Below are 9,641 nucleotides of genomic sequence, written 5' to 3'. Positions count from 1 at the left end.
AATTTAGATTTACCCTCTGATATAATTGCCGATTATGATGAAGCTGCAGAAGTCTTAAATTCATCTCCACGTAGTTCTGCTGCCCTTTTAAGATTAGCTATTCAAAAAATTTGTATTTATATGGGTGAACCGGGTAAAGATATAAATACAGACATAAAAAATTTGGTATTAAAAGGGTTACCTCCGAAAGTTCAGGAAGCTTTGGATAGTGTAAGGGTTATTGGAAATGAATCTGTACATCCAGGTGAATTAAATTTGAACGATAATCGTGAAATAGCTAATAAACTTTTTAAACTTGTTAATTTCATCGCAACTAAATTAATATCTGAACCAAAAGAGATAGATGAAATATATGGATCATTACCACAATCAAAATTAAATGGAATAAACAGGCGTGATAATATATAATAATCACTATACAACATTATTAAATGAGATAATTTAGAAAACTTCCCACAAACTTCCCAATACATAACTATGATCGTTGATTTACAAGGCATTACAGAAATAATTAAATACAGTCGAGGTCACAAAAAAATCCTTAAACACACTGATAATCAGGAGTTTAAGGTTTTTTTTATTTGAAATTTGTACGATTTATGTATTGTGTCTTTGAAGTTCCAGTAGATAAGTCCAATGATGACAAACTTATTTCATCAACAGACGTTTATATTTGTCTATATCTTTTAAGACAATACCGGTACCTATTACAACAGCCCTTAAAGGATCTTCTGCAATATAGACAGGTAAATCCGTTTTCAGCGATATTCTTTTATCCAGACCCCGAAGCATTGCTCCTCCTCCTGCCAGATACAATCCCGTATTATAAATATCGGCAGCCAGCTCTGGCGGTGTCAATGAAAGGGTAACCATAATAGCATCTTCGATTCTCTGTATTGATTTATCCAACGCTTTTGCAATTTCTCTGTAGCTAACCATGACTTCTTTAGGTTTGCCTGTAAGTAAATCTCTTCCGCGAACAGTAATGTCATCTGGAGCGTCATCAAGATTTTCCATTGCTGCACCAACGTCAATTTTTATTGTCTCTGCAGAAGCTTCTCCAACATACAAATTATGATGTGTCCTCATATAATACAATATGTCATTGGTAAAAACATCGCCCGCAATCTTTATAGACTTATCACAATTTATTCCTCCGAGCGCAATCACCGCAATTTCAGTAGTTCCTCCTCCAATATCAACAATAAGATGACCTTTTGGCAACATAACATCTATACCGATTCCAATAGCAGCAGCCATTGGTTCATGAATTAAAAAAATTTCTTTACCGTTTACACGTTCACACGACTCTTTTACAGCTCTCATTTCTACCTCGGTAATTCCACTGGGAATGCACACCACCATTCGAAGCGCGGGAGTAAAAAAACTTTTCTTTAATTCAGGTATGTTTTTTATAAACCAACTGATCATTTTTTCTGATGCATCAAAATCTGCAATCACCCCATCTTTAAGAGGTCTGATTGTTTTAATATTTTCATGTGTCTTACCCTGCATCAAATTAGCCTCGTGCCCAACAGCGATTATTTTCCCATTTCTAATGTCTCTAGCTACAATTGAAGGACTATCAACTACTACTTTCCCATTATGAAATATTAATGTATTTGCTGTCCCTAAATCTATAGCTATATCCGCTGTCATAAAGTTAAATGCACCCATAATATAGTTTTGTTTAGATAAAAACGTTTTTATTGGTGTTTTATTCCATCAAAATCCGATTAGATATGCTAAACTTATCATAAAGTGACATAGTTGCAATAAATTAGGTTATTAGTAAAAGAATTTTATTGAATCAGAACAGGGATTATTGGTTCTTAAAAGTGAATTGGGATTAGGAAGTACTTTTAATATGCAATTAAATGCGGTTTACTAATAAGGATTTGTAATTCAATTATTCAATCTCATATAAAATTATGCAATTAGCCTACAACTGTCCGTTATTAGGCTACAAATCAACTTTTAAAGCGCTCTAAATTTGCATAGTAAATAAAACATTTAATAATTATGAGACAGCAAAATAGAGTTTGGTTTATTACCGGAGCCTCCAGAGGTTTTGGGCGTATTTGGACCGAAGCCGCATTAGAGCGCGGTGACAAAGTGGTTGCAACAGCTAGAAAACTTGAAAGTATTTCTGCGCTAAGTGAAAAGTTCGGGGATAATGTATTACCATTACAACTTGATGTTACTAACCTTGAACAGATAAAAGAAGCCGTACAAAAAGCGCACGAGCATTTTGGCAAATTAGATATTGTACTGAATAATGCCGGTTATTCTTTGGTCGGAACGATAGAAGAAGGAAGTCCCGATGAGATTCGTGCTTTGTATGAAACTAATATCCTTGGGCCTGTCAATGTTATTCAAGCCGTATTGCCGATACTTCGTGAGCAGGGCTATGGACATATTTTGGGAACTTCAAGTAATTTGGGACATATCACGATGCCAGTAATCGGATATTACAGTTCTACTAAATGGGCATTTGAAGCAATCTACGAAAGCCTTGCAATAGAGGTAGAACAATTTGGAATCAAGGTGACTATCATTGAGCCAGGAGCCTACGCAACCGAATTTGGAAGCCTTGAGTCGCTTAAATTTGCCAAAGAAATTGATGCTTACCATGATTTCAAAGAAAATTTTATCAAAGGACTGCAATCCTTAGAAAGAGGTGATCCTAATGCTACTACAAAGGCACTTTTTAAGGTAGTCGATTCAGAAAATCCACCATTGCGTTTTAACATGGGAAGCCATAATCTTTCGTTGACAAAAAAAACATATGAAGAAAGGCTTGCAGTTTGGGAAGAATGGGATGCTATTTCGAGTTCTGCACAGGGTGAACCTAAATAAATTTGGACTGAAACCGATTATTAACATATAATCGGTTTTCTTATATTTGATAATAATTATAAACGGCGTGACTCAAATGATTGCAAACTATGAAAAAGGAAGATAATACACTCATCAAGTTCAACTCACTTTCTGATGCACATCGTTATTTTGGTATCGAAGATCCTAAACATCCTCTAATAAGTTTGGTGAAAGAAATACCTACAGTGCCCGAATCAAATAAACATCATCGCCACATCTTGGGTTTTTACAAAATATCATATAAGCCTAAATTACATGGCAGGGTGGAGTACGGACAAGGCTATTATGATTTTGATCAAGGTGGTTTGCTGTTTGCAGCTCCAGGCCAGATTGTCGGCACAAAAGAACCCGATGTTACACCATGTTCGGAATATACGTTGCTCATACATCCTGATTTTTTATTGGGATATCCCCTGGCTAAAAAAATAAAACAATACGGCTTCTTTTCTTATTCGGTTAAGGAAACGTTGCATTTGTCTGAAGAAGAAAAAAATACTATTTATTCCATTTTTAGTTTTATACAGTCTGAATTGGACAGCAGAATAGATGATTTAAGTCAAGATGTGATGATTTCACAAATCGAATTATTGCTAAGTTATGCCAACCGTTTTTATAAGCGTCAGTTCATAACCCGGAAAGCCATCAACAACGATCTTCTGCAAAAATTTGAAGCGATTCTGGACGAGTTTTTTGAGGATGAAACTGCGTTAAATAGAGGATTACCAACGGTTAGTTATTTTGCTGAAAAACTCAATCTTTCATCAAGCTATCTAAGTGATATGTTGCGTACAATAACCGGTCAGAGTACACAACAGCATATCCATGATCATCTAATTCTTAAGGCAAAAGAAATACTTTCGACCACTACTCTCTCTGTTGGTGAAGTTGCTTATGCTTTGGGCTTTGAACATTCGCAGTCATTTAGCCAATTTTTTAAAACTAAAACAAACCTGTCACCGCTGGAATTTAGGAAATCTTTTAATTGATATAAGTGAAGTTCATTTCATTAGACAAAAATCTAAAGTTTCTCTCTGAATAAAACATTTTAAATTTTTCTATCGTTTTCTCGAGAAATCAAAAATCTGTTAAAAATGCTTGTTCATTTACAGAGTTTCTTTCTGATTTTTGAAACATTTTAAAAAAATAAATCACCAACAAAAATTGACTATAGCCATAAACAGCGTCTTCAATGGGAATGGTCAACATACGAATCCCTAAAAATTTATCTGGATTGTAATTAACGATTGGAGAATCTAATCCTGTACCTGTCAATATTCCATTTACTGGAAAAAAACCCAACATGAGTACAAAGAAAACAAAGGATGCCTGACTAATCCAAGGAGCATGAACAATAAAATGAAGGCAAATTAAAATAGCAATAGTTGTACAAGCTGTGACAAATGTATAGTCCTTGTCTGTGTTTAATAAAGCGACAAGACTGCAAACAATTATGCTTACAAATACAATTATGTTATTAAATCCAGAAATCCATTTGAGTTTAAAAAAAGTATCAAAACAGAAATAAGTAAACATACAGGAAAACGGGATGCAAATAAAAAAAAGCCATTCCTCGATAGGTAAACCTGCAATATTGATTCCCAAAGTATACTCATAATTAAACCACCAAACACCATTTTCGGTAAACCAAATATCCCATAAAATAAAGGGAATAGCAACTATAAGCGCCGATTTTAGAAAGGCACCAAAATGTTTGTAAAACTCGATTCTTTTATCAAATGAGGCGATGAAACAAACAATGACTGAAAAAATAAGAATTAATAAATACGTGTACTGCTTCATTATTTATTCGTTTTAAAATATTTCTTCGGAACATATAAAAAGCCAAAACATTCTCCAAAATCCTTGTCCAAATGTTTATGATGCTGTTTGTGCGCTCTGCGAAGCGCCAAAAAATAGGTGTTATTACTATTGCGGAAAAATTTTATTCTTTGATGTATAAAAATGTCATGCACAAAGAAGTAAGCCATTCCATAAAGTGTGATTCCTAAACCAATATAAAACAAATAATTCCAACCATTAACAGAACCAAAATACATTAATGCGATTGCTGGCAAAGCAAAAATCACAAAAAAATAATCGTTCTTTTCCAACGGTCCGTCTGTACTATGATCGTGATGATCTCTGTGCAATATCCATAAAAAGCCATGCATAACATATTTATGAATAAACCAGGTAGCACCTTCCATGCTAATAAATACTGCTAGTACAATTAAAAAATACATCATTTTTCTAACATTGATTAAACATTTTTTCAATTACTTGATAACGGTAATCAAAAATATTTTCGAGCTTTTTTTTAATGAATAAAGAATGAGCAAATGTGCCAAAAACACCCATAGGCAATTCATAATCAACCAAATCTTTCATCAAAACGCCATCTTTATTTGGAATAAACTCATGAAAATGATTCCAAAGTTTATAAGGTCCAATAGCCTGAAAATCGGTGAAGCTCTTTTGATTATCAACTTGCATAATTCGGGTTTTCCATTGCATTGGAATTCCTAAAATTGGTGAAACTGTATAATCTATTTCCATTCCTTCATAAATAGCCAAATCGAGATTCTTTGACAGCACAGTAAATCCCATATCTTTTGGTGTAATTTTAGAAAGATTTTCAGGATTGGAAAAAAATCCCCAAACCGTTGCTATATCACAATTAATCTGATGCTCTCTATATAATTGGTATTTCATTTTATTTTTTTAAAACAGAATCATACAATTGTATCAGACTCGATGAATTAATTTGTTCTTTATGTTTTATAATAAATTGCTCGTCCTCTTTAATGTTTCGGGAATAACCTAAAAAAGCCGGGCAATTCTTTTGAACCGATAAACGGATCAATCTAATTTCGACATTATCATTCTCATTATTTACGGCCTTTTCGATATTCGTTTTCCCTTTTTTGAAAGTACTTAATTTTGAAAAAGGATTACCAACATGATTAGCCCAAATACTCTGCAATCCACCCAAATAAGCAAGATGAACACTGTTTTTTGGAGCTTTTTCTAATTCTTTTATCATAGCTTCGCACATTTTTTTATTCGAAACTGCTTGCTGGTAATGATTTCTGATATACTCCAAATCCATTCCGTAGCTTATTGCTGAAAATAAAAAAAAAGCGCTGTAAATCAATACTATTTTCATCCGATCATTGCTATTTTATAACGCACATAACTTCGCATCATTACATTCATTTTTTGAACATTAGCGATACGAACACGTTCTTTTAGAATGTTTTCGGCCTGCGTGTGTCTAATTTTGTTGAACAAAGATAAATAATAACGATACGCCAGATAAACACCAAATTTAGAGGAAGAAGGCAAAAGTCTAATTCCAACTAAAGCCTCCCTGAATTCATGTTCGATTTCTTTTTCAATTTCTTTTTTCACGCGATTATCAAAAACATTCATGTCAATATTTGGGAAATAAGTGCGCCCCAAAATCTGAAAATCTTCATTCAAATCACGAAGAAAATTTACCTTTTGAAAAGCCGAACCCAAGCTCATAGCATAAGGTTTTAATTCCTGATATTTTTCCTTGTCTCCATTGGTAAAAACCTGAAGACACATCAACCCTACTACCTCTGCAGAACCGTAAATATATTCTTTGTACAAATCCGAATTGTAATCTACTTTTTCTAAATCCATTTCCATACTGTGCAAAAATTGGTCGATTAAACTTCTATCAATTTTATATTTGCCAACAGTATCCTGAAAAGACTGCAAAATAGGATTTAGCGATATTTCTTCTTTCAAAGCCAAATCAGTTTCATTTTTAAATCTTTGCAACAAGGTTTTCTTGTCGTAGCCATGAAAACTGTCAACGATTTCATCTGCCAGTCGTACATATCCATATATCGCATAAATTGCTGAACGGATAGACGGTTTTAATGCCAAAATCCCCAAGGAAAAACTGGTACTATATTTTTTTGTAGTCTTCTTACTTACCTCATAAGACAATTCATCAAATAATTTTTTCATTTTTAATTTTTTTTAGTTGATTGACTTCTAATGCAACAATTTTTCCTGATATAATCGATGGTGGTACTCCGGGACCCGGCACCGTTAACTGTCCTGTATAATAGAGATTCTTAATCTGTTTGTTCTTTATTTTCGGCTTTAAAACCGCTGTTTGGGAGAGTGTATTGGCGAGTCCGTATGCATTGCCTCCGTAAGCATTGTAATCCTTAATAAAATTTGAAACGCAGTAGCTTTTTTGATAGATAATACTAGATTTCAAGTCTTTAAAACCTGTATGCTTTTCAACCCTTTTGAGCATTTTTTTAAGATATTTTTCCCGTATTTTTTCGTCATCATCAATTCCAATTGCCAAAGGCATTAATAAAAAGAGATTTTCACCATCTGGCGGAGCAACTCCATTATCTGTTTTTGATGGACAACAGGCATAAAACAAAGGATTTTCTGGCCACTTTTTCTCTCCGTAAATTGCATCAATGTGTGCATCTAAATCATTTTCAAAAAACAAAGTATGATGTTTGATATTTGGAATTTTCTCTTTGAAACCCAAGTAAAAAATCAGACACGATGGTGCAAAAGTTTTACTCTCCCAATATTCATCAGTATAATTTCTTTGCGAACTTTCCAGCAATGACTCGCTATGATGATAGTCTGATGAAGCAACCACAGCATCAAACTCATGTCTTATTCCGTTAATGAGTAGTGAACTTATTTTTCCGTTTTCAGCATTTATTTTTTCTACCGATTGGTTAAAATGAAAAACAACTCCCTGGGATTCTGCAACTTTTTGCATCGCCAAAACCAATTGGTAAAAACCTCCCATCGGATACCAAGTCCCTAATTTGTAACCTCCATAATTCATCAAACTATACAAAGCCGGAATATTCTTTGGAGATGCACCCAAAAAAATAACCGGAAATTCCATTAGCGTTTGCAATTTGGGATTCGAAAAATATTTAGCAACATATGATCTGAAATTGGTCAATAAATCTAATTTTAAAGCACTCGATGCAATTTTAGGCGAAATAAATTCCAACCAATTGTGACAAGGTTTTTGAACAAAATCATTCATTCCCACCTCATACTTATATTGAGCGGAATTCATGAATTTTTCTAATTGCTCTCCCGCTCCTTTTTCAATACTTTCAAATAGCAATTTCATTTCTTCAAACGATTCCGGTACATCCATTTTTGAATCTGAAAAAATCATTTCAAATTGCGGATTCAGTGAAACCAATTCAAAAAAATCAGAAGTTTTACAGTTAAAATCATTAAAAAAACGTTCTATAATGTCTGGCATCCAATACCAGCTTGGTCCCATATCAAATACAAAACCTTCTCCAGTTGTAAATTGTCTCGCTCTACCGCCTGGTTGGTTATGTTTCTCAAAAACATGTACCTCATTACCTGCTTTGGCAAGATATGCTGATGCTGAAAGCCCGGAAATTCCTGCTCCAATTACTGCTATTTTTTTCTTTTTTATATCTTGCATTAGTTCAATTAAATTTTATATTATGCTTCGGTAGCTTCTAAATAAGTGGAATACGCAATATTTAAAAACTTAGAAGGATCAGCATTTTTATCGTACAATGGTTTATGAAAATTATCTAATTTTTGAAGGAGACCAATCAATTGTATTTTCTCCTTTTCGTTTAAATCTGCCGTAACAATTTTGGTCGCCTGCCTTATTTTATCCATTTGTTGTTCTAAAATTTGCAATCCGTTTTGAGTAATTGTAATGACCTTGCTTCTTTTGTCTATTGTAGAATCTTTTTGTTCTACCCATTTATTCTGAATCAATCTGTCAATAATTTTCATTCCCGAAGGCTTATCCTGAATATTCTTTTTGATTAATTCCATTTTGGACATCGAACCAAAAGCTTTGAGATTAATCAGGTAAATAAAATCCTCCTGAGTCGAAAAATCAGAACCATAAATTGCCGATTTGGAATAGGATTTAGCATAACGATTCATGTGGACGATCAATGTGTTAATGACACTTTCGGGACTTCTACCATTTTGTTTGCCTTCCCAATTTAACTCAATCTCTTCCTCGTCTTTTATTATCCATTTTTTAAAACCCTCAATATCATCCGAATAAGATTCATTATTCAATTCAAATTCCTTAACCAAATCCAAAACATCTTTTAATAAAGTGTAATTCATAATTAAATTTTAGTTTACAAATATACTATTTTATAATTATAAAATATAAACGAACGTGGTAATTCTATAATATTTGTGTAAAATTATACTAAATGATTAGATGGTGAAAGTGAAAAACATTGAAAAATATCACAAAAAAAAAACCCAATCCTTTCGAATTGAGCTTTTTCAAAAAAAAAAAAAAAAATAAAAAGTAAAAGGAGTAAAATATTGAATTAGTTATTTTATATCAAACCATAATTTTGTAGTGAGCAAGTCTTTACCTTGCGCAGCAATTGCAGCCTGATAACTGTTTCCGTTTAGTGACTGTTCTGTACCTGGATAGAAAAAGCGCTGAGGAATCTGACCATCCAAAACGGTTGCCGGACCAGCTTTTAGCACTGGATAATCAAGTCTTCTCCATTCAACGAAAGCATCAAGACCTTGTCCGTAGAATGCAATCCATTTTTGTGTACCAATCGATTGAGCAAAATTTGTTGCATCGTACTTCACCGTTGGCTGATTAAGATAATTGGTAATTATAGTTGAATTGGTGATGCCAAATTGGTTGAACGAAGCGGTGATTGCATCTTTGTAAAGCTGTTCTGCATTTCCTG

12 protein-coding genes are annotated in these 9,641 nt (G+C 33.4%); 3 read left to right on the top strand and 9 right to left on the bottom strand.

The window, feature by feature from the left end; all coding sequences use genetic code 11:
• Positions 1 to 408 (top strand): DUF4145 domain-containing protein (locus VLC96_RS17750; protein WP_325265073.1); only part of this gene is annotated, 408 nt, incomplete at its 5' end.
• A 240-nt stretch (positions 409 to 648) separates the two neighbouring features.
• Here the strand turns inward: VLC96_RS17750 and VLC96_RS17745 are convergent.
• Positions 649 to 1,677, bottom strand: coding sequence for a rod shape-determining protein (locus VLC96_RS17745; RefSeq protein WP_325265071.1), 1,029 nt, complete (start codon positions 1,675 to 1,677; stop codon positions 649 to 651).
• Positions 1,678 to 2,022: 345 nt separating this feature from the next.
• Here VLC96_RS17745 and VLC96_RS17740 point away from each other — a divergent pair, with 345 nt between their 5' ends.
• Together VLC96_RS17740 and VLC96_RS17735 are read left to right on the top strand one after the other, a co-directional pair.
• Positions 2,023 to 2,859 carry an SDR family NAD(P)-dependent oxidoreductase gene (locus VLC96_RS17740; RefSeq protein ID WP_325265069.1) on the top strand — a complete coding sequence of 279 codons (837 nt, stop codon included), beginning with the start codon at positions 2,023 to 2,025 and terminating at the stop codon, positions 2,857 to 2,859.
• 89 nt (positions 2,860 to 2,948) lie between these two features.
• On the top strand, positions 2,949 to 3,866 hold the full coding sequence (locus tag VLC96_RS17735) for a helix-turn-helix domain-containing protein (protein WP_325265067.1): 918 nt from the start codon (positions 2,949 to 2,951) through the stop codon (positions 3,864 to 3,866).
• A gap of 88 nt (positions 3,867 to 3,954) precedes the next feature.
• On the opposite strand, the gene VLC96_RS17730 is transcribed toward VLC96_RS17735, so the two are convergent.
• The 8 genes from VLC96_RS17730 to VLC96_RS17695 form a co-directional block, all read right to left on the bottom strand.
• On the bottom strand, positions 3,955 to 4,680 hold the full coding sequence (locus VLC96_RS17730) for a lycopene cyclase domain-containing protein (RefSeq protein WP_325265065.1): 726 nt from the start codon (positions 4,678 to 4,680) through the stop codon (positions 3,955 to 3,957).
• Positions 4,680 to 5,126, bottom strand: coding sequence for a sterol desaturase family protein (locus VLC96_RS17725; RefSeq protein ID WP_325265064.1), 447 nt, complete (start codon positions 5,124 to 5,126; stop codon positions 4,680 to 4,682). The genes VLC96_RS17730 and VLC96_RS17725 overlap by 1 nt, the downstream gene beginning before the upstream one ends.
• A gap of 4 nt (positions 5,127 to 5,130) precedes the next feature.
• Positions 5,131 to 5,592, bottom strand: coding sequence for an SRPBCC family protein (locus tag VLC96_RS17720; RefSeq protein WP_325265062.1), 462 nt, complete (start codon positions 5,590 to 5,592; stop codon positions 5,131 to 5,133).
• A 1-nt stretch (position 5,593) separates the two neighbouring features.
• The gene (locus tag VLC96_RS17715) at positions 5,594 to 6,046 is read right to left on the bottom strand and encodes a hypothetical protein (RefSeq protein WP_325265060.1); all 453 of its coding nucleotides are present in this window, start codon (positions 6,044 to 6,046) and stop codon (positions 5,594 to 5,596) included.
• A complete protein-coding gene (locus VLC96_RS17710; RefSeq protein ID WP_325265059.1) occupies positions 6,043 to 6,882 on the bottom strand; it encodes a phytoene/squalene synthase family protein in 840 nt (279 codons plus the stop codon). The genes VLC96_RS17715 and VLC96_RS17710 overlap by 4 nt, the downstream gene beginning before the upstream one ends.
• Positions 6,866 to 8,371, bottom strand: a complete 1,506-nt coding sequence (gene crtID, locus VLC96_RS17705) for a bifunctional phytoene desaturase/3,4-desaturase (protein ID WP_325265058.1) — start codon at positions 8,369 to 8,371, stop codon at positions 6,866 to 6,868. Before crtID ends, VLC96_RS17710 begins: the two co-directional genes overlap by 17 nt.
• Before the next feature lie 20 nt (positions 8,372 to 8,391).
• Entirely contained in the window at positions 8,392 to 9,045 is a 654-nt protein-coding gene (locus tag VLC96_RS17700; RefSeq protein ID WP_325265056.1) for a MarR family winged helix-turn-helix transcriptional regulator, read from the bottom strand.
• A 219-nt stretch (positions 9,046 to 9,264) separates the two neighbouring features.
• The coding region (locus tag VLC96_RS17695) for a SusD/RagB family nutrient-binding outer membrane lipoprotein (protein WP_325265054.1) at positions 9,265 to 9,641 on the bottom strand (377 nt) is incomplete at its 5' end.

It is taken from the genome of Flavobacterium sp. (assembly GCF_035456085.1).
Classification (GTDB): Bacteria; Bacteroidota; Bacteroidia; order Flavobacteriales; family Flavobacteriaceae; genus Flavobacterium.
Note: the sequence above shows the minus strand (reverse complement) of the source record. Positions and strands in the feature narration are given on the sequence as shown.